Consider the following 18,432-nt stretch of genomic DNA (forward strand, 5'->3'; position numbering starts at 1 on the left):
GAGTGGGCACCCGGCGAGCACCGAACCGACGTCCGCGAGCCCGGCCCCAGTGCTGCCGTCGCTGCCCCCGTCGGCCGCCGCCACCGGCGAGCACCCGGCGCGTCAACCGCAGGCCCGGCCCGCCGCCGTCCTCGGCGCCGCTTTCCGGTGAAGTCCGCCCGTCGTCCGGCAGGCCAGCAAGGCCGCGCAGCAGAGCCGAGCCGCCGATTCGTCGACCACCGCCACCGGCGAGTACCCGCCCCGTTGGGCGGGGGCGTCACCCCGCGGTGCCCTCGCCGCCGCTTTCCGGTGAAGTCCGCCCGTCGCCCGGCAGGCCAGCAAGGCCGCACAGTAGACCGGGGCCGCCCTCGCCGACCACCGCCACCGTCGGGCACCCGGCCCGTTGGGCGCGGGCGCAACTACGCGGTCCCGTCGCCGTCTCCTATCCCGTCGCCCTCACCCACTGCCGTCCGCGCTCACTCCCGCCGCCTGCCGCGCTGGCTCACTCCCCGCCGCGCGAAGGGGTGCCGATGGCGACCATCCGCTCGACCGAGCGGCGCGCCTTGGCCGCGGTCTCGTCGTCGACCAGGATCTCGCCGCTGCCGTCGCGCAGCGATCCGAGCAGCTTCTCGGCGGTGATCATCTTCATGTAGTGGCACTCCGCCCGCGGGTTCACGGCCTCGAAGGCGGTGGAGGGGTTGGCCGAGCGCAGCTGGTGCAGCATTCCGGTCTCGGTGGCCACCAGTACCTTGCCCGCCGAGGACTCCTCCGCGGCGCTGAGCATGCCGCCGGTGGAGAGGACCTTGACCCGCTCCTGGGGTACCGCCCCCGAACCCACCAGGTAGAGGGCGGAGGTGGCGCAGCCGCACTCGGGATGCACGTACAGCTCGGCGTCGGGCTCGGCGGCGACGCGTTCGCGCAGGGTGTGCCCGTCGATCCCGGCGTGCACGTGGCACTCGCCCATCCACACGTGGATGTTGTCGCGCCCGGTGATCCGCTTGACGTGGGCGCCGAGGAACTGGTCGGGCAGGAACAGGATCTCCCGATCCTCGGGGATGGATCGGATCACGTCGGCCGCGTTGGAGGAGGTGCAGCAGATGTCGGTCTCGGCTTTGACCGCCGCGCTGGTGTTGACGTAGGCGACGACGGTCGCGCCCGGGTGCTCCGCGCGCCAGTTGCGCACGTCCTCGGCGGTGATCGTGTCGGCCAGCGAGCAGCCCGCGGCAGGCTCGGGCAGCAGGACCGTCTTCTCCGGCGAGAGGATCTTGGCCGTCTCGGCCATGAAGTGGACTCCGCAGAAGACGATCGTGCTCGCGTCCACCTCGGCGGCCAGGCGCGACAGTGCGAGGGAGTCGCCGGTGTGGTCGGCCACGTCCTGGATCTCGGGGCGCTGGTAGTTGTGGGCGAGGATGACCGCGTCGCGGCTCTTCGCCAGCCGGCGGACCTCTGCGGCCCACTCCCGGCGGGTCGCGGTCTCTGCTGCGGCGGTGACGGTTGCCATGTCCGTGCTCTTCCTACGAGGGGAGAGGTCCGGTGATCCGGTGTCCGGGGGCGCCGGCTCTCGCGGTGGCTGCGGCGATCTGCCCGCAACCGGTTTTTGTCTTGCAGGCAAAAACTCGTAACACTCTAACATGGGGACTCATGGCCGGGACAGGGGCAGTCAGCGCAACCGGGAGGGCGCAGTCGTGAGGGGCAGTGAGGCCGCGACGCAGGCGCTCTACGACGAAGCGCCCGAGGCGGGCGCCCCGGTATCCGAGCAGACCGACGGCACAGCGGACTCGGGCCACGAGGTGCTGGCGGTGGTCTTCCAGATCCGCGGCGACAAGCTGAGCGTGCTGCTGTGGCAGCGTGCGCGCCGGCCCTACGAGGAGCACTGGGTGCTGCCGGGCGGCCGCCTGGGTGCCGTCGAAGGGCTGGACGTCTCGATCCGCCGCCAGTTGGCGCAGAAGGTCGATGTGCGCGACCTCACCCACCTGGAGCAGTTGGAGACGCGCGGCGACCCCGGCCGCCATCCGCAGGGCCGCATCCTGGCCACGGCCTACCTCGGCCTGGTGCCCGCCGACATCGACCCGGTGGTGCCCGAGGACACCAGCTGGCACGCCGCGTCCGAACTGCCCGACATGGGTTTCGACCACGCCGCGATCGTGCATTCGGGGCGCAAGCGGCTGCGCGCCAAGCTCTCCTACACCAACGTCGGCTTCGCACTGGCGCCGCCCGAGTTCACCGTCTCGGAGCTGTCGCGCTACTACCGCGCCGCACTGGGCCACGACGTCGCCGCCACCAACCTGCGCCGCGTCCTGCTGCGCCGCGGCCAGATCGAGGAGACCGGCGGATTCGTCCCCTCGGGCCGCTCGGGCGGCCGCCCCGCGGCGCTGTTCCGCTTCCGCGCCCGCCGCCTGGAGATCACCGACGCGTTCGCGGTGCTGCGCCCGCCGGCGGGCGCCTGACGCGCCCGCGCAACGGCGCGCGCCCGCGACATCCGCTGGTCGGGCCCGGGGCGTGTCGTACCCCCGTGTTAGCGTCCCTTTCGTGAAGATTCGCAGTGTGGTGCTCGACGTCGGCGAGACCCTCATCGACGAGACCCGCATCTTCGAGCGGTGGGCCGACCGGCTCGGAGTGCCGCGGCTGGCGTTCTTCGGGCTCTTGGGGGCCGTGCTCGCCGAGGGCCGCCCGCTGATCGAGGCGTTCCGGCTCGTCAAACCCGGCTTCGAGCTCGGCGCCGAGTCCGCCGCCTGGCTGGCCGAGGAGCCGGAGTCGCTGCGCGAGAACTTCGACTCCGACGACCTCTACCCCGACGTCCGCCCCGCCCTGGCCGACCTGCGTGCGATGGGCCTGAGCGTGGTCGTCGCCGGCAACCAGCCCACGGCCGCCGGCGCCATCCTGGCCGCCATGGACCTGCCCGCCGACCAGATCCACGTCTCCGACGACTGGGGAGTGGCCAAACCGGACCCGGCGTTCTTCACCCGGGTCGTGTCCGCAACCGGCCACACCCCGGCCGAGATCCTCTACGTAGGCGACCGCCTCGACAACGACGTGCTGCCCGCCCGGCGGGCCGGGCTGCGCGCCGCGCTGCTGCGCCGCGGCATGCTCGGCTACCTGCACGCCGGGCGCACCGAGGCGGCCCAAGCCGACACCGTGCTCGACGGGCTGGCCGAGCTGCCCCGGTGGGTCGCCGACCAGGCGGACTGATCCGCGCCCGCCCGCGACCACCCCGGTTTGGCCCCGGCTGAGCGGGGTAAACGCAACCGAACGACGGACCGGCGTGCGACGCCCCGAGGAGAGACACCAACCAGCACATGATCACCTTCGAGGGCGTGAGCAAGCAGTACCCCGACGGCACCGTCGCCGTCGACAGCCTCGATCTGACCGTGCCCACAGGACACACCACGGTCCTGGTCGGATCCTCCGGCAGCGGCAAGACCACCGCGCTGCGCATGATCAACCGCCTGGTCGAGCCCACGGCCGGCCGGGTGACCATCGACGGCCGGGACGTCCGCGGCCAGGACCCGCCTGTACTGCGCCGCTCCATCGGCTACGTCATCCAGCAGGCCGGGCTGTTCCCGCACCGCACCGTCCTCGACAACATCGCCACGGTGCCGCTGCTGCTGGGCTGGCGGAAGCAGCGGGCCCGCGAGCGCGCACGCGAGCTGATGGAGCTGGTGGGGCTCGAATCCGGACACGGCGCCCGCTACCCCCACCAGCTCTCCGGGGGCCAGCAGCAGCGCGTCGGCGTGGCCCGCGCGCTGGCGGCCGACCCGCCCGTACTGCTGATGGACGAGCCGTTCAGCGCCGTCGACCCCGTGGTGCGCAACGGCCTGCAGGACGAACTGCTGCGGCTCCAGGCGGAACTGCAGAAGACGGTGGTCTTCGTCACCCATGACATCGACGAGGCGGTCAAGGTCGGTGACAGCATCGCCGTGCTGCGCCCCGGCGGCCGACTCGCCCAACTCGACCGCCCCGAGCGGCTGCTGGCCGAGCCCGTCGACGACTTCGTCGAGGCGTTCGTCGGCTACGACCGCGGTGTGCGCCGGCTGTCGTTCTTTCCCGCCCGCGACCTCCCGCTGCGCAGCGACATCATCCTCGCCGCCGGCGCGACAGCGGCCGAGGCGCGCGAGGTGGCCCGCCGCACCGGCGAGCCCTGGCTGCTGGCCGTCGATTCCGAGCGCCACCCGCTGGGCTGGGTCGGCGCCGAGGCCGTCACCGCGGCCGAGGGCGGCCGCGGCGTCGCCGATCTGGACCTGGTCGGCTACGGCCACGTCTTCACCGTCTCCACCGACTCGCTGCGCGCCGCGCTGGACGCCGCCGTGCTCTCCCCGGCGGGGCGCGCGGTGGGCGTGGCCGACGACGGCACGGCGCTGGGCGCCGTCGCCCAGACCGAGCTGGGTTCGGCCATCTGGGCCGTGGGCGCCGACGACGCGGGCGCCGCGGAGGCCGAGCCCGCCGCGCAGGCCGCTGCGGATGGCGGCGATGACTGACGCGGCCCAGGGCGCGGCCGCCCACCCGCTGTGGGGCTGGGCGGTCGAGAGCTGGAGGTGGGGCTGGGCGAACCTGGACGACCCGGTGGGCCCCCTGCTGGCCGAGCACATGCTGCTCTCCTACGCCTCCGTCGCGATCGGCCTGGTCCTGGCCGTTCCGCTGGGTGTGCTCAGCGTCCGCTACCGCGCCGTCTACCCGCCCGTGCTGGGCGGGGTGAACGCGCTCTACGCCATCCCGTCGCTGGCGCTGTTCTTCCTGCTGCTGCCCTACACCTCGTTCAGCCCGTGGACCGCCATCATCCCGCTGGCGCTCTACACCCTGGCGATCCTGGTGCCCAACGTCGTCGACGGCCTCAACCAGGTGCCCGAGCACGTGCGCCAGGCCGCGGTCGCCATGGGATTCGGCCCGCTGCGCCGGCTGCTGCGTGTGGAGCTGCCGGTGGCCGTGCCCGTCATCATCGCGGGGCTGCGCGTCGCCTCGGTGGCCACCATCAGCATGGTCAGCGTCGCCTCCCTGGTGGGCCTGGGCGGGCTCGGCGGCATCATCCTCACCTACGGCTTCGCCCGCGACTTCGTTGCCCCGGTCGTGGTGGGCATCGCGCTGTCGGTGGCGCTGGCCTTCGCCACCGACGGGCTGCTGGTGCTGACGCAGCGCGCGCTGACCCCCTGGGCCCGGGACCGGCGCCCGGCCCGGCGCATTCGCAGATCCGGGGCGGGCCGCCCACCGGTGCGCCGCAGCCCGCCGCCCGCGGCCCGGGCCGGGAAGGAGGAGGCGGTGTGAACATCGTCGTCGACGTGGCGTCCTGGTTCGCCCGGCCGGAGAACTGGAGCGGGTCCGGCGGCATCCCCGTCCGCTTCGCCGAACACGTCTACTACTCGCTGCTGGCCCTGCTGATCGCCGCGGCGATCGCGGTGCCGGTGGGGCTGCTCACCGGCCACACCGGGCGCGGCGGGTTCCTGGCCATCAGCCTGGCCAACTTCGCCCGCGCGCTGCCCACGATCGGCGTGCTCACCCTGGTGGTGCTGGGCATGGGGCTGGGTCTGGTCCCGGTGCTGGTGGCGCTGGTGGCCCTGGCCGTCCCGCCCATCCTGGTCAACACCTACGAGGGCGTGCGCGGGGTCGACCCGCAGCTCACCGACGCCGCCCGGGGCATGGGCATGCGGGGTGGCGAGGTGCTGAGGCGCCTGGAGGTGCCGATGGCCATGCCGCTGATCCTGCTCGGCCTGCGCACGGCCGCGATCCAGGTCGTCTCCACCGCCACCATCGCCGCCTATGTCGGCATCGGCGGGCTGGGGCGGTTCATCGTCGACGGCCAGTCCCAGCAGATCATCGAGCAGATCCTGGGCGGAGCGCTGCTGGTGGTGGTGCTCGCCCTTGCGGTCACCGGGTTGTTCGCGCTGCTGCGCCGCTGGGTCGTCGCCCGCGGCCTGCGCGCCCGATCGGCGGCCGCGTCCTCGGCCTGACCCGGCCCGCTCGCGGGCCGGCCCCTCCCGGCCTCTGCGTTCCCACCCCCACAACAGCCGATCGCCACATCCGCACCCGCACAACGAGAAGGTGAACCATGCGCACTCCGACGCGACTGGCGCCCGCCACGGTCCCGCTGCTGCTCCTGCTGGCCGCCTGCGGCGGCGGCCAGGACCCCTACTCCGGTGAGGGCGGCGGCGCCCTCGTCGTCGGGTCGGCGAACTTCCCCGAGAGCACCCTGCTGGCCCACATCTACGCCAAGGCCCTCGAAGCCGAGGACATCGAAGTCGAGACCCAGTTGGACATCGGCAGCCGCGAGGTCTATTACGACCAGATCGCCCAGGGGAACCTGTCGGTGTTCCCCGAGTACAACGGCGGCATCCTCTTCTACCTCGAACCCGAGGCCGAATCCGGCGACACCCAGGAGACCAACGAGGCGGTGCGCGCGGCGCTGCCCGACAACCTGGCGATCCTGGAGTCGTCTCCGGCCCAGAACAAGGACTCCATCACCGTCACCAGCGAAACCGCCGAGCAGGAGAACCTGACCACCATCGGCGACCTGCAGCGCGTGGCCGGCGACATGACCCTGGGCGCGCCCGCCGAGTTCGAGACCCGCCCCCAGGGAGTGCCCGGCCTCGCCGACACCTACGGCGTGGAGTTCGGCGGGTTCCGGCCGCTGGAGGGCAACCTGCTGGTCGAGGGGCTGCGCGGCGGCGACATCCAGGCGGCCAACCTCTTCACCACCAACCCCGCCTTCACCACCGGCGACTTCGTCGCGCTGGAGGACCCGGAGAACCTGTTCGGCTCGCAGAACGTCACACCGCTGATCAACAAGGAGGCCGTCGGCCAACAGGCCCGCGACGTGCTCAACGCGGTCTCGGCCGAGCTGACCACCGAGACGCTGATCGAACTCGACGCCCGCGTGCAGATCGACCACGAGGAGGCCGACGTGGTGGCCGCCGACTGGCTGGCCGAGGCGGGGCTCGACTAGCCACCCGTGCCGGCCCGGCCCGAATCGAGACGGCGGCGCAGCACCCGTTCCCGCGGGAGGCGGGCGGTGCTGCGCCGTCGGCGTCTCGGTGTGCGCATGCTGTGCAGAGCCTTGCTGTGCAGAGCCGTAGGGGTACGTGCGCGGGTCTCGGGCGGGTCGTAGGCGTGGTTCGGCCGCGGGGGCGGGGGGACTCAGAGGATCATGGCCAGGATGAGCCCGGCCACGAGGATTCCCAGCACGGTGTAGAAGCCATCCATACCTCCATTGGACGACGCCCCGCCGGCGTGGTGCACTAGCGCCGCCGCACACAAAGCCGTGGCGGCCGGAACGCGAAGGGTTATCTCTCTAGGGAGTTTGGCTCAGCCCAGAGCGCGGTATCGGCCGCCGAAGCGGACCAGCGGCCGCGCGTCGGCCGGGCGTCCCGAACCGACCGCCGGCACCGCCTCGACTGCGACGATGTAGACCACGTGGTCTCCGGCCGCCACGCGCTGTTCGACGGTGCACTCCATGGCCCCGATCGCGTCCTCCAGCAGCAGCGCCCCGGTCAGCTCGCCGCGCCGATGCGGTTCGTTCGCCAGCAGCAGCCGTGCGCTGGGCCGCCCCTCGGCGGCGAACCGGCCCGCGAGCGCCCGCTGGCCCTCGCCCAGCACGTTGACGGCGAACCGGTTCTGCGCGTCGATAACCTCCACCAGGTAGCTCTGCGCCGAAACCCCCACCATGACCAGCGGGGGGTCGGCCGAGACCGAGGTGAAGGCGCTGACGGTGCTGCCGATGTCGTCGCGGTCGTCCTGCACGGTCACCACCGTCACGCCGGTGGCGAACCGCGCCATGGTCTCGGTGAACTCCGCTGTGCTGACCGTCACCGGATCTCCCAGGCGTCGGGCATCAGCAGCGGCGCGGAACCGGGCACCCCGGCGCGCGCCGCCAGCTCGGCCAGGTCGCCGCTCAGGCCCAGCGCCGACTGCGGCGCCTGCGCGCGGTCCTCGCTGGACTCGGCCGGCACCAGGCGTTCCCAGGGACCGCGCACCGGGAACGAGCGCAGCCGCCCGCCGGGCAGGTCCGCCTTCTCCCGCGCTAGGCGCACCGCGGCCGGCAGCCCGCCCAGATCGTCGACCAGGCCGCCGGCGTGGGCGTCGCGGCCGGTGAGGATGCGTCCGCGGGCCACCGCGTCGACCTGCTCGTCGCTGAGCCCGCGGGCACGGGCGACCTTGCCGGTGAAGTCGGCGTAGGTGGCGTCGAGCAGCGCGTTGACACGCTCCCACTCCGAATCGCTGAAGCCGCGGTCGGGACCGAACATGGTCGCGTGGGCGCCGCCGTCGACGGACTCGCTGTTGACGCCCAGCCGCTCCAGCAGGCCCGTCAGCACCGGCTTGCCGGCGTAGACGCCGATGGATCCGGTCAGCGTGCCGGGCCGGGCCACGATCGCGTCGGCCTCCATCACGATGTGGTAGCCGCCGGAGCCGGCGACGTCGCCGAGCGAGGCGACGACCGGCGTGCCCGCCTGGCGGGTGAGGGCGACCTCGCGGCGGACGACGTCGGAGGCGACGGCCGAACCGCCGCGGCTGTCCACCCGGAACACCACGGCGCGCACGCTGCGGTCGCCGCGGGCGGCGCGCAGCGCCGCCGCGACGGTGTCGGCGCCCATGGTCTCGCCGCCCAGGGCCGACCGGCGGCTGCGCCCGGAGGTGATGATGCCCGTCGCGGTGATCAGCGCGATGTAGCCGCCGGTGCGCCCCGGCATCCGCTCCGACGCCGCGGTCCGGTGCCGGTAGCGGCCGACGTAGAGCAGCCGCGCGCCGTTCTCGCCGCCGCGCGCCGGCTGCGGCGCGGAGCCGGTCGCGCCGTCGCCCGACCCGGCGGACTCCTCCCGCGTCGCGGCGTCCGAAGAGCCCGCACCGGCGCCCGCGGAACCCGCGTAGCGGCCGCGCAGTTCGGCATAGACCTCGTCGCGGTAGGCCAGCCGGTCCACCAGGCCCGCCTCCAGCGCTTCGGCGGCCAGCAGCGGGCCGCGGTCGGTGAGCTCGCGCACGCGTTCGGCCGTCAGCCCGCGCCCTTCGGCGATACCCTCGGCGACCTGATCGGACAGCGAGGCGACCAGCCGCTCGGTGATCTCGCGGTGGGGTTCGGTGTAGCCGCTCTCGGTGAACTTGTCGGGCGCGTTCTTGTACTCGTGGCGCGCGCCGCCCTCGAAGCGCACCCCCAGCCGCTCCACCGCGTCGCCGAGGAACGTGGTCCCGACGCTCACGCCGGTCAGCCCCACCGACCCCGTCGGCAGCAGATTCACCTCGGCGAAGGCGGTGGCCAGGTAGTAGGAGACCGTGCCGGGGCCGAAGTCGCCGAAGGACTCCGACCAGGCGACGGTGTCCTTGCCCGCCGCGCGGAACGCCGCGACGGCCGCGCGGACCTCCTGCACCTTGGCGAAGCCCAGCGGTCGCCCGTCGATCCTGGCCACCAGCGCCTTGACCCGCGGGTCGTGCGCTCCGCGGCGGACGCCCTCGACGACGTCGCGCAACTGCTGGTGGCGCTTGGCCATCAGCTGGCCCACCGGGTCGGCCGGCGCCTCCTCGGCCAGCCCTTCGGTGAGGTCGAGCTCCAGTATCAGCGGGCCGCTGCGCCGCTGCTGCAGTCGGGACACGGGATCGAGCAGCTTGACCGATAGCACCATGGTCACAGGCTATTAGCTCTCGGCGCGGCGCTCAGGGGTGGCGCGGCGGGCGCTGCGGGCCGCTATCGTCGTGGGGTCAAGCGTGGACGCAGAAGGGAACCCCATGTCCGGCACGTCCGGTACAGCGCGGTCCAGGACCGCCGCAGCGACCGCCGCCGCGGCCGGCGCGGCACTGGTCCTGCTGGCCTCGGGTTGCGGTCTCGGCGGCTCCGGCGGCTCCGGCGCCGTGCCCAGCCCCGATTCGACCTACAGCAACGTGGTGGCCGCGGCCGAACCCGCCCCGCCCGCCGACGGCTTGACCACGGTCGAAGTGCAGGGCATCAAGATCGGTGCGCCGAAGAACTGGAGCATCGACAAGACCGGCGGGCAGCTGTGCATGCGCCCTCCCGGTCAGGGCACCTGCGGCTACGGGGCGGTGCAGGTTATCCCGCACGTGGCCGAGAACGACCCGAACAAGTGGCCCAAGACCCAGTTCGACTCGGCCGACGGGTGGGCCTCGGACCCCTCGGTGTGCCGCAGCCTGGGCACCGCCGCCGCGGGAGACGTTCCGGTCACCGGCGCCGAGAAGCTGGAGGTCGAGAACGCGCAAGGGCTGACCACCCACGCCGACGGCCTCAAGTCCCACCACCGGGAGTGGAAGGTGAGCTGCCAGAACGGCGACACCTTCGAGGTGCGGCTGTGGTTCCTGCCCCAGAGCGACATCGCGGTCTATGTCTGGTCGGTCGACGCGCAGTACTCCGCGCTGTACGACAAGATCGCGAAGTCGATGAACACCGACGGCTACGAGCGCGACTGAGGCGCCGCCGCTCGGCCGCGCCGTTCCGCTGCCGGCGGGGAGGGCGGTTGCCGCCTCCCCGCCGGCAGCTCGGTGCCACGCCGGCGCGCACCGCGCTCAGGCCGGGGCGAGCCAGACCGTGCCCAGCGGCGGAACGGTCAGCGTCGCCGAAGCGGGCTGGCCGTTCCACTCCACCGCCTCGGCCCGCACGGTCCCCGACGGGCCCGCGGCGTCGGCCCCGCTGCCGCCGAAGTCCGCCGAGTCGGTGTTGAGGACCTCGCGCCAGTGCCCGGTGCGCGGCAGACCCACCCGGCGCCCGGTGTGCGTCTCCGGGGAGAAGTTGACCAGGCACGCCAGCACCGAACCGTCCTCGCCGTGGCGCAGGAAGGCGAGCGTGTTCCCGGAGTCGTCGCCGCCCTCCAGCCAGGTGAACCCGGCCGGGTCGGTGTCCAGCGACCACAGCGCCGGGGTGTCGCGGTAGACGCGGTTCAGCTCGGCGACCAGGGAGCGCACGCCCCGGTGGTAGGCGTGGTCGAGCAGCCACCACTGCACGCCCGCCTCGTGCGACCACTCGTCGCCGTGGCCGATCTCGCCGCCCATGAACAGCAGCTGCTTACCCGGGTGGGACCACATGTAGCCCAGCAGTCCGCGCAGCCCGGCGAAGCGCCGCCACTCGTCCCCGGGCATCTTGTAGAGCAGCGACCCCTTGCCGTGCACGACCTCGTCGTGCGACAGCGGCAGGATGTAGTTCTCGCTGTAGGCGTAGACCATGGAGAACGTGATCTCGTTGTGGTGGTACTGCCGGTGGATCGGGTCGCGCTTGACGTACTCCAGGGTGTCGTGCATCCAGCCCATGTTCCACTTGAAGCCGAAGCCCAGCCCGCCGTGCTCGATCGGGCGCGAGACACCCGGCCAGGCCGTCGACTCCTCGGCGACCATGATGATGCCCGGGTTGCGCCGATAGGCCGTGCTGTTGAGCTCCTTGAGGAACTCCAGCGCGTCCAGGTTCTCCCGGCCGCCGAACTCGTTGGGCGACCAGTCGCCGCCCTCGCGCGAGTAGTCGAGGTAGAGCATCGAGGCGACCGCGTCGACACGCAGGCCGTCGATGTGGAACTCCTCCAGCCAGTACAGCGCGTTGGCGATCAGGAAGTTGCGCACCTCGGTGCGGCCGTAGTCGAAGATCAGCGTGTCCCAGTCGGGGTGCTCGCCGCGGCGCGGGTCGGGGTGCTCGTAGGTGGGCGAGCCGTCGAAGCGGGCCAGCGCCCACTCGTCCTTGGGGAAGTGCGCGGGCACCCAGTCCACCAGGACGCCGATGCCGGCGCGGTGCAGTTCGTCCACGAGCGCGCGGAAATCGTCGGGTGAGCCGAACCGCGCGGTGGGCGCGTAGTAGGAGGTGACCTGGTAGCCCCAGGATCCGCCGAAGGGGTGCTCGGCCACCGGCAGGAACTCCACATGGGTGAAGCCCATCTCGCGCACGTGGGCCACCAGCCGGGTGGCCAGCTCCAGGTAGGACAGGCCCGGCTGCCAAGAGCCCAGGTGCACCTCGTAGACGCTCATCGGGCGGCGGTCCCACTCCTGCGTCTTGCGCTCCGAAAGCCAGGCGTCGTCGCGCCACCGGTAGCCGGAGGTGTAGACGGCCGAGGCGGTCTCGGGCGGGCGCTGGGTGGCGAAGGCCATCGGGTCGGCCTTGTCGCGCCATGCGCCGTCGCGCCCCAGGACCTGGAACTTGTACAGCGCGCCGTCGCCGATGCCGGGGACGAACAGCTCCCACACCCCGCTGGAGCCCAGCGAGCGCATCGGGTGGGCGGTGCCGTCCCAGTGGTTGAAGTCGCCGACCACCCGCACTCCCTGAGCGCCGGGGGCCCATACGGCGAAGCCCACGCCGGCGACCTCACCCATGGGAGAGGGGTACGTGTGCGTGTGGGCACCCAGGGCACGCCACAGCTCCTCATGGCGGCCTTCTCTGATCAGGTGCAGGTCCATCTCGCCCAGGGTGGGCAGATGGCGGTAGGGGTCGTCGGCGAGGGTCTCGACCGGTTCTCCGCCGCAGTCGTAGACGACGGCGAGCCGGTAGTCGGGGGCCGGGGAACCCGGCACGGTGCCGGCGAAGACCCCCTGGTGCACGTGCGGCAACTCGATCCGGGTGCCGTCCTCCAGCACCGCGTGCACCGACCGCGCCAGCGGTCGCAGAGCGCGCACGGCGGTCCCGTCGGTGCCGGGATGCGCACCGAGCAGGCTGTGCGGATCGTGGTGGCGGCCGGCGACGAGCCGGTCGATCTCGGCGGTCAGTTGCGTGGCGGGGACGCTCATGGGAATCGTGGCCATCCTGGGGTCTCGTGGTGGGCGGATCGGTTCACGCGGCCAGCGCCGCGATGGAGTCCAACGGGATGCGCAGCCACGAGGGCCGGTTGTGCGCCTCGTAGAGCACCTCGTAGACGGCTTTGTCGTACTCGAAGGCCCGCAGCACCGTCTGGTGCTTCTCGGGGTCGATGCCGCCGCCGAAGGCGTAACCCGAGCTGAAGGCGTCGCGGTTGCGCTGTGCCCAGGCGCGTGCCGACGGCGCGAGTTCCGCGGCTGAGGCGGAGCCGACGAGCTGGTAGCGGGCGGCGTAGTCGAACGAGCGCAGCATTCCGGCGACGTCGCGCAGCGGGCTGGAGGGGCGTTGGCGCTCCTCGACGGGTGCCGCGGGCTCGCCCTCGAAGTCCAGCAGCACCCACCCGGAGTCGGTGCGCACCACCTGGCCGAGGTGGTAGTCGCCGTGCACCCGCTGGATGGGCAGCGGCTCGTCGACGCGGGCGAAAGCCTCGTAGGCGCTGCGCAGCACGCCCGCGTAGGGCGCCAGCTCGGGCACCTCGGTGGTGGCCAGGCGCAGCCGCTCCAGCATGGACGAGGCCAGTTCGCGCAGCGCCCGGGGGGTGAGCACGTCGGTGGGGAGTTCGCGGGCCAGCGCGCGGTGCACGGCAGCGGTGGCCGCCCCCAGCCGTTCGGCCTCGCCGGCGAAGTCGCCGCCCGCCTCGGCGGGGGACACGCCGGGGTTGGCGTAGAGGTCGCGCACGCTGGTGGCGGCCAGCACCCAGCCGTCGGTGGCGCTGCGCATGTACTCCTGCAGCATGGCCAGCGTGGTGGGGACGGCGGCGCCGTCCTTGCCGACGTCGGCCTCGATCCAGGCGTAGGGGCGTGCGACGTAGGGTGAATCCGCCAGCGCGGCGGTCAGCTCCAGGTCCGGGTTGAGTCCGGGCCACAGCCGCCGGAATGCCTTCAGCACGTAGTCCTCGCCGTAGACGAGCGAGGTGTTGGACTGCTCGCCCTTGAGCACCAGGCTGCGCTGGCCGGTGCGCACGGTGATGCCGGACAGGCGGCGGAACCGCACCGCCGGGGCGGGCCCGGCGGAGGACGGCCGGGGCTCGCCGCCGGCGGCCCGGGGCGCGTCCGTCTCGCCGCCGTCGCCCTGGGCCAGGCGGTCCAGCAGCAGGGCGGTCAGCTCAGGGTCGTGGGAGGCGTCGTAGACCGTGCGCGGGGCGCCGCCGAACCGGCACACGCCGATGGCGGCGTGTGCCAGCTCGTCGCGCAGCGTCCCCACCGGGCGCAGCCCGAGAAGCACCTGGTATCGGGATATGGAACCCCGCTGGCCGACGTCGACGACCAGGACGCGCAGTCCGGGATCGCCGCAGACGAGGGGATGCTCCGCCTCGATCGTGACGGTCTCGACGGGCGCCCCCTTTCCGGCGAACCACCTCTGCCGTGGGATCCAGTCGGCCAGGAGCTCCTCAAGCTGAGTCATGTCGGAGTGAACCTCTTCCGCTTATCGCCGCGGCCTGGGGGCGCCGGAGCTGCGGGAGGCGCCGCCGGCGCCCCGCTCGGGCGTCGCGGTGCCCGATCCGGTCGCCGCGTCCGCCGGCTGTCGCCGCGCGGTCGCCGTACCCGGCCGCTGTGTCGTTCGCGTTCGTCGGTTGCGGTCGTCGGGGGCGGGGCCGTCGGCCTCCTCGACGGGTGGCAGCTGGAACCAGTAGAAGCCGTGGCCGGGCAGCGTCAGCAGGTAGGGCAGCTCGCCGATCGCGGGGAACCGCACCCCACCCATGCATTCGATGGGCGTGACGTTCTCGAACCGGCGCAGGTCCAGCTCGACCGGCTGCGGGAACCGGGAAAGGTTGTTCACGCAGAGCATGCGGTCGTCGCCGTATTCGCGGACGAACGCCAGCACGCTGGGGTTGCTCGCGTGCAGCTCCGTGAAATCGCCGGTGCCGAAGACCGGGTGGCGCTTGCGGATCTGGATCATCTTGCGCGTCCAGTTCAGCAGCGACCCGGGGTTGTCGCGCTGGGCCTCCACGTTGAGCGCCTGGTAGCCGTGGATGGGGTCCAGGATCAACGGCAGGTAGAGCCGCGCCGGGTCGCAGCGCGAGAACCCGGCGTTGCGGTCGGAGGTCCACTGCATCGGGGTGCGCACCGCGTCGCGGTCGCCCAGCCAGATGTTGTCGCCCATGCCGATCTCGTCGCCGTAGTAGAGGACCGGCGAGCCCGGCAGCGACATCAGCAGCGCGGTGAACAGTTCGATCTGGTTCTTGTCGTTGTCCAGCAGGGGCGCCAGGCGGCGGCGGATGCCCACGTTGGCGCGCATCCGCGGGTCCTTGGCGTACTCGGCGTACATGTAGTCGCGCTCTTCGTCGGTGACCATCTCCAGCGTCAGCTCGTCGTGGTTGCGCAGGAAGATCGCCCACTGGCAGTTGCTCGGGATCTGCGGGGTCTGGGCGAGGATCTCCGAGATCGGGTAGCGCTGTTCGCGGCGCACCGCCATGAACATCCGCGGCATCAGCGGGAAGTGGAAGTTCATGTGGCACTCGTCGCCGCCGGATTCGAAGTCGCCGAAGTAGTCGACGACGTCGGCAGGCCACTGGTTGGCCTCGCTGAGCAGCACCCGGTCGGGGTAGAGGCGGTCGACCTCGGAGCGGATGCGCTTGAGGAACTCGTGGGTCTCCTTGAGGTTCTCGCAGTCGGTGCCCTCCCGCTCGTAGAGGTAGGGCACCGCGTCCAGGCGGAAGCCGTCGATCCCCAGGTCCAGCCAGAAGCGCAGCACCTCCAGGATGGCCTCCTGCACCGCCGGGTTCTCGAAGTTGAGGTCGGGCTGGTGGGAGAAGAACCGGTGCCAGTAGTACTGTCCGCGGGTTTCGTCGTAGGTCCAGTTGGACTGCTCGGTGTCGACGAAGATGATGCGGGCGTCGCCGTAGCGCTCGGTGGTGTCGGACCAGACGTAGAAGTCGCCGTAGGGCCCCTCGGGGTCCTCGCGCGAGGCGGTGAACCACGGGTGCCGGTCGCTGGTGTGGTTCATGACCAGGTCGGCGATGACGCGGATACCGCGCCGGTGGGCCTGGTCGACGAGGTCCACGAAGTCGGCGATCTGCCCGAACTCCGGCAGGATCTTCATGTAGTCGGAGATGTCGTAGCCGCCGTCGCGCAGCGGCGACTCGTACAGGGGCAGCAGCCAGATGCAGTCGATGCCCAGCCATTCGAGGTAGTCGAGCTTCTCGATCAGCCCGCGCAGGTCGCCGGTGCCGTCGCCGTTGGAGTCGTGGAAACCGCGGACGAGCACCTCGTAGAAGACCGCGTGCTTGTACCAGTACGGTTCGCGGGGCTTCTCGTGGGTGAAGGTATCGGGCACGGCCGCAAGGGGCGTTTGACTGGTGCCTGGCACCGGCTCAGAAGTGGTCACGAGGCTACTCCACGAGTTGGCTTCCAGCGCCTTCCGCTGCAATGGCCCGGATGTGCGAAGAGCGGCGCGCCTCATACAAGGCAGAGCCCTTTGTGCGGGACTTATTCAGCGGGGCCTGCTGTGAATACGTGTGCGGACTGGAAATGTGGGTCAAGGCGGACATAATTTGCCTCTCCCCAGACATACGATTCCCCGGAAAGGTGGTCTGTCAGGGCGATCCGGGAGTCGGGACTGAACCCGAGAGCGGGCAGGTCGAGCCGCACAGTGGCCTCATGCGCGTGGTGCGGGTCGAGATTCACGACGGCGAGGACGACGTCGTCGCGCCCCTGGCCGCCGGCCCGGGCCAGCCGTTTGGAAAAGCAGATCAGCTCCGGCTGGTCGACATGGTGGAACCGCAGGTTGCGCAGTTCCTGCAAGGCAGGGTGTGCGCGCCTGAGCGAGTTTAGCGTGCGCAGCAGGGGCGCGATGGTCTTTCCCGAAGACTCGGCGGCGGCCCAGTCTCGGGGGCGGTATTGGTATTTCTCGGAGTCGAGGTATTCTTCGCTCCCGGGCTTTATCGGGGTATTCTCGCAGAGCTCGTAGCCGGAGTAGACGCCCCACGCCGGTGAGGCCAGCGCCGCGAGGATCGCGCGTACCTCGAACGCCGGCCGCCCGCCGTGCTGGAGGTAGCCCGAGAGGATGTCGGGGGTGTTGGTGAACAGGTTGGGGCGCATGTAGGGGGCGGAGTCCCGGCTGAGTTCGCTCAGATAGTCCTCCAGCTCCTCCTTGTCGTTGCGCCACGTGAAGTAGGTGTAGGACTGGTGGAATCCCGCCCGCGCCAGTGCCGCCATCATCGCGGGGCGTGTGAACGCCTCCGACAGGAAGACCACGTCGGGGTCGGTCGAGGCGATCTCGCCCAGCAGCCGCTCCCAGAAGGCGACGGGCTTGGTGTGCGGGTTGTCCACGCGGAAGACGCGCACTCCGCGCTCCATCCAGAACCGGACGATCCGCAGGACTTCGGCGTAGATCCCCTCGGGATCGTCGTCGAAGTTCAGCGGATAGATGTCCTGGTACTTCTTGGGCGGGTTCTCGGCATAGGCGATGGAGCCGTCCGCGCGGTGCGTGAACCACTCGGGGTGCTCGTGCACCCAGGGATGGTCGGGCGAGCACTGCAGTGCCAGATCCAGGGCGATCTCCAGGCCGTGCTCGGCGGCCTCGGCGACGAAGGCGTCGAAGTCGTCGAGCGTGCCCAGGTCGGGGTGGACGGCGTCGTGCCCGCCCTCGGCCGAGCCGATCGCCCAGACCGATCCGGGGTCGCCCGGTGCGGGGGTCAGCGTGTTGTTGGGACCCTTGCGGAAGGAGCGGCCGACCGGGTGCACGGGCGGCAGGTAGACGACGTCGAAGCCCATGTCGGCGACGGCCGGCAGCCGCTTGGCGGCCGTCGCGAAGGTGCCCGAGCGCCAGGCGCCCTCCTCGCCGTCCAGCGTCGCGCCCTCCGAGCGCGGGAAGAACTCGTACCAGGAGCCGACCAGCGCGCGGCGCCGGTGCACCACCAGCGGGAACCGCTTGGTCTTGGTGACGTGGTCGCGCAGCGGGTCGGCCTCCAACTGCGCGACCACCCCCGGGGCGGTGGCGCCGGCCAGGCGCTCCTCGGGCGTGCGCGCCTCGTCGCGCAGCAGCGCGGCGATGCGGGCCATGGCGGGGCGGCGGGGTACACGCCGTGCCGCGCGGTCGAACAGGCGCGCGCCCTCCTCCAGCATCAGCGCGACGTCCTGGCCGAGCGGGATCTTGATCGCGGCGTCGTGGCGCCAGGTGGCCATCGGGTCGCTCCAGGACTCGACGCTGAAGCTCCACCTGCCCTCGTGGCCGACCGTGACGTCGGCGCCGTAGCGGTCGGTCCCGGGTGCGATCTCCCGCATCCGGGTCAGCGACCGCCGGCGGCCGCGGGAGTCGTAGAGGGCGACCCCGGCACCCAGGGCGTCGTGCCCTTCGCGGATCACCGTGGCCCGGACCGGGAGCGTCTCGCCGGCGGCGGCTTTGGCGGTCCCGTAGTCGAGGACCGGCGAGACGTCGAGAATGGGAATGCGTCCAATCACAGGTGCACCATCATTGTCGTCATACCCGAGGTTTGCTCGGGTTTGTCGGATTTTCCGGGTAAACCATGTGAGCCGCGGGCGCCACTGTGTCGGGTGTGGCGTTCCAAGGCTGCGCCAGGGCAGCCCGCAGGGCCGAATGGCCGTTCAGGTCGGCTTCGGCATTTCGGGGCGGGCCTGCTCCTCTGTCTATCGTCAGGCCGGAACGCGGGCCGCGCCGACAACCCGAGGCGGGTAATTTTTGTGATTGTCGTCACACTGCTTCAAGGTTCCGCTGACCTGCGGGAAGTCTGATGTTCCGGCATA

At 71.8% G+C, this 18,432-nt stretch carries 14 protein-coding genes; 7 read left to right on the forward strand and 7 right to left on the reverse strand.

Annotated elements, in window-relative coordinates; all coding sequences use genetic code 11:
* Positions 1 to 481: 481 nt before the first annotated feature.
* Complete coding sequence (gene nadA, locus EKD16_RS05435) at positions 482 to 1,480, reverse strand: quinolinate synthase NadA (RefSeq protein ID WP_131097387.1); 999 nt, start codon at positions 1,478 to 1,480, stop codon at positions 482 to 484.
* 289 nt (positions 1,481 to 1,769) lie between these two features.
* Here nadA and EKD16_RS05440 point away from each other — a divergent pair, with 289 nt between their 5' ends.
* The 6 genes from EKD16_RS05440 to EKD16_RS05465 all read left to right on the forward strand — a co-directional run bounded on the left by EKD16_RS05440 (position 1,770) and on the right by EKD16_RS05465 (position 6,910).
* On the forward strand, positions 1,770 to 2,426 hold the full coding sequence (locus EKD16_RS05440) for an NUDIX hydrolase (protein ID WP_131102067.1): 657 nt from the start codon (positions 1,770 to 1,772) through the stop codon (positions 2,424 to 2,426).
* Between the two features lie 82 nt (positions 2,427 to 2,508).
* On the forward strand, positions 2,509 to 3,168 hold the full coding sequence (locus EKD16_RS05445) for an HAD family hydrolase (protein ID WP_242677245.1): 660 nt from the start codon (positions 2,509 to 2,511) through the stop codon (positions 3,166 to 3,168).
* 107 nt (positions 3,169 to 3,275) lie between these two features.
* Positions 3,276 to 4,454, forward strand: coding sequence for an ABC transporter ATP-binding protein (locus EKD16_RS05450; RefSeq protein WP_131097388.1), 1,179 nt, complete (start codon positions 3,276 to 3,278; stop codon positions 4,452 to 4,454).
* Positions 4,447 to 5,235 (forward strand): ABC transporter permease, encoded by a 789-nt coding sequence (locus tag EKD16_RS05455; RefSeq protein WP_394347313.1) that lies wholly within the window; start codon positions 4,447 to 4,449, stop codon positions 5,233 to 5,235. The genes EKD16_RS05450 and EKD16_RS05455 overlap by 8 nt, the downstream gene beginning before the upstream one ends.
* On the forward strand, positions 5,232 to 5,918 hold the full coding sequence (locus tag EKD16_RS05460; protein ID WP_131097390.1) for an ABC transporter permease: 687 nt from the start codon (positions 5,232 to 5,234) through the stop codon (positions 5,916 to 5,918). The genes EKD16_RS05455 and EKD16_RS05460 overlap by 4 nt, the downstream gene beginning before the upstream one ends.
* Positions 5,919 to 6,016: 98 nt before the next feature.
* A complete protein-coding gene (locus EKD16_RS05465) occupies positions 6,017 to 6,910 on the forward strand; it encodes an ABC transporter substrate-binding protein (protein WP_131097391.1) in 894 nt (297 codons plus the stop codon).
* Positions 6,911 to 7,269: 359 nt separating this feature from the next.
* Here EKD16_RS05465 and EKD16_RS05470 read toward each other — a convergent pair whose 3' ends face one another.
* Positions 7,270 to 7,740 (reverse strand): flavin reductase family protein, encoded by a 471-nt coding sequence (locus EKD16_RS05470; protein ID WP_131102071.1) that lies wholly within the window; start codon positions 7,738 to 7,740, stop codon positions 7,270 to 7,272.
* Between the two features lie 29 nt (positions 7,741 to 7,769).
* Entirely contained in the window at positions 7,770 to 9,575 is a 1,806-nt protein-coding gene (locus tag EKD16_RS05475; protein ID WP_131097392.1) for a S49 family peptidase, read from the reverse strand.
* A 103-nt stretch (positions 9,576 to 9,678) separates the two neighbouring features.
* On the opposite strand from EKD16_RS05475, the gene EKD16_RS05480 reads away from it, so the two are divergent.
* Positions 9,679 to 10,371, forward strand: a complete 693-nt coding sequence (locus EKD16_RS05480) for a hypothetical protein (RefSeq protein ID WP_131097393.1) — start codon at positions 9,679 to 9,681, stop codon at positions 10,369 to 10,371.
* A gap of 96 nt (positions 10,372 to 10,467) precedes the next feature.
* On the opposite strand, the gene glgB is transcribed toward EKD16_RS05480, so the two are convergent.
* From glgB to EKD16_RS05500, 4 genes are all read right to left on the reverse strand, one after another.
* Positions 10,468 to 12,675 carry a 1,4-alpha-glucan branching protein GlgB gene (gene glgB, locus EKD16_RS05485; RefSeq protein WP_394347314.1) on the reverse strand — a complete coding sequence of 736 codons (2,208 nt, stop codon included), beginning with the start codon at positions 12,673 to 12,675 and terminating at the stop codon, positions 10,468 to 10,470.
* A 28-nt stretch (positions 12,676 to 12,703) separates the two neighbouring features.
* Complete coding sequence (locus tag EKD16_RS05490; RefSeq protein ID WP_131097394.1) at positions 12,704 to 14,131, reverse strand: maltokinase N-terminal cap-like domain-containing protein; 1,428 nt, start codon at positions 14,129 to 14,131, stop codon at positions 12,704 to 12,706.
* A gap of 21 nt (positions 14,132 to 14,152) precedes the next feature.
* Positions 14,153 to 16,003, reverse strand: a complete 1,851-nt coding sequence (gene treS, locus EKD16_RS05495; RefSeq protein ID WP_242677390.1) for a maltose alpha-D-glucosyltransferase — start codon at positions 16,001 to 16,003, stop codon at positions 14,153 to 14,155.
* A 152-nt stretch (positions 16,004 to 16,155) separates the two neighbouring features.
* A complete protein-coding gene (locus EKD16_RS05500; protein WP_131097395.1) occupies positions 16,156 to 18,129 on the reverse strand; it encodes an alpha-1,4-glucan--maltose-1-phosphate maltosyltransferase in 1,974 nt (657 codons plus the stop codon).
* Positions 18,130 to 18,432 lie beyond the last annotated feature (303 nt).

The organism is Streptomonospora litoralis (assembly GCF_004323735.1).
GTDB lineage: Bacteria > Actinomycetota > Actinomycetes > Streptosporangiales > Streptosporangiaceae > Streptomonospora > Streptomonospora litoralis.

Bases quoted from the DNA above. Each gene is read 5' to 3' on its own strand.
- nadA (WP_131097387.1), bottom strand. From the start codon at position 1,480: ATGGCAACCGTCACCGCCGCAGCAGAGACCGCGACCCGCCGGGAGTGG.
- EKD16_RS05450 (WP_131097388.1), top strand. From the start codon at position 3,276: ATGATCACCTTCGAGGGCGTGAGCAAGCAGTACCCCGACGGCACCGTC.
- EKD16_RS05455 (WP_394347313.1), top strand. From the start codon at position 4,447: ATGACTGACGCGGCCCAGGGCGCGGCCGCCCACCCGCTGTGGGGCTGG.
- EKD16_RS05465 (WP_131097391.1), top strand. From the start codon at position 6,017: ATGCGCACTCCGACGCGACTGGCGCCCGCCACGGTCCCGCTGCTGCTC.
- EKD16_RS05470 (WP_131102071.1), bottom strand. From the start codon at position 7,740: ATGGCGCGGTTCGCCACCGGCGTGACGGTGGTGACCGTGCAGGACGAC.
- EKD16_RS05475 (WP_131097392.1), bottom strand. From the start codon at position 9,575: ATGGTGCTATCGGTCAAGCTGCTCGATCCCGTGTCCCGACTGCAGCAG.
- EKD16_RS05480 (WP_131097393.1), top strand. From the start codon at position 9,679: ATGTCCGGCACGTCCGGTACAGCGCGGTCCAGGACCGCCGCAGCGACC.
- glgB (WP_394347314.1), bottom strand. From the start codon at position 12,675: ATGGCCACGATTCCCATGAGCGTCCCCGCCACGCAACTGACCGCCGAG.
- EKD16_RS05490 (WP_131097394.1), bottom strand. From the start codon at position 14,131: ATGACTCAGCTTGAGGAGCTCCTGGCCGACTGGATCCCACGGCAGAGG.